General features: G+C 47.9%; 1 pseudogene. It reads right to left on the reverse strand.

Annotation, left to right across the window (positions count from 1 at the left end):
• Positions 1-271 precede the first annotated feature (271 nt).
• Positions 272-1145, reverse strand: a pseudogene (fusA, locus tag ACR0QE_RS13420) (elongation factor G); the annotation flags it as partial.

Below are 1145 nucleotides of genomic sequence, written 5' to 3' on the forward strand. Positions count from 1 at the left end.
ATCTGAATCAGCAGTTGATTTAACGACTAACAGTAGCATAACTGAACTGACAGCAAAAAGCACCGGCCTCCCCGCGCTTTCTTCCAGCTGCAATCTGACATCTATCATTTGATGTCTGCGGCCTGAAAAAATTCTGAGGAGCCGGTGCTTTCTCTTTTTCATTTTTAATATTTCATTTAATATTTTATTTTTAATATCTTGTTTTTAATATCTTATTTCCAATATTTTATTTTCAATCTTCAATCCAGATGTTCTCTGAACTCTCTGTTGATTAAGACTCCATGCGGTCTACCTTGGACGCTCTCGCCTCAACCTCTTTCTTCTGGATATCGCCAGGAGCCTGCTCATAGCGGGAGAACTCGTACTCGTAAACGCCGATTCCTCCGGTCATCGAGCGCAGATCCGTGTTGTATCCGAAGAGCTCAGACATCGGGATATCCGCCTCAATCACCTGTTTACCGTGATGATCGGAATTCATGCCGAGCACACGACCTCTTCTGCGGTTCAAATCGCCCATGACATCGCCGGTGAATTTATCCGGAACCGTTACCTTCGGGGATGCGATCGGCTCAAGCAGAACCGGATTTGCCTCCATAAAGCCCTTCTTGAATGCCATCATCGCAGCGGTCTTGAATGCCATCTCAGAGGAATCTACCGGATGATAGGAACCATCTATGAGGGTTGCCTTCACACCGACAACCGGATATGCGGCAAGCGGTCCTCTCAGGCAGCTCTCTGCAACACCCTTCTCAACTGCCGGGAAGTAGTTCTTCGGAACTGCTCCACCAAAGACTTTCTCCTCGAAGACATACGGCTTCTCAAGATCACCGGACGGCTCAAATTCCATCTTGACATCGCCATACTGGCCGTGTCCGCCGGACTGCTTCTTGTACTTGCCCTGTACCGTGACTTTCTTTCTCAGAGTCTCACGGAAAGCAAATTTCGGCTTGCACAGCTCAATCTCAACTTTATAACGGTTCAGGAGCTTGCTCACAACAACCTCGAGCTGCTGATCGCCGATTCCGTAGAGCAGAAGCTGGCGGTTTTCTTTATCGTTGACAGATTTGAGAGTCAGATCCTCCTCCATCAGCTTTGCAAGTGCACTCGATACCTTGTCCTCATCGCCCTTTGTCACGGTCTTATAG

Origin of the sequence: Brotaphodocola sp. (assembly GCF_050873065.1) — a bacterium.
In the GTDB taxonomy this organism is placed as follows: Bacteria; Bacillota; Clostridia; order Lachnospirales; family Lachnospiraceae; genus Brotaphodocola.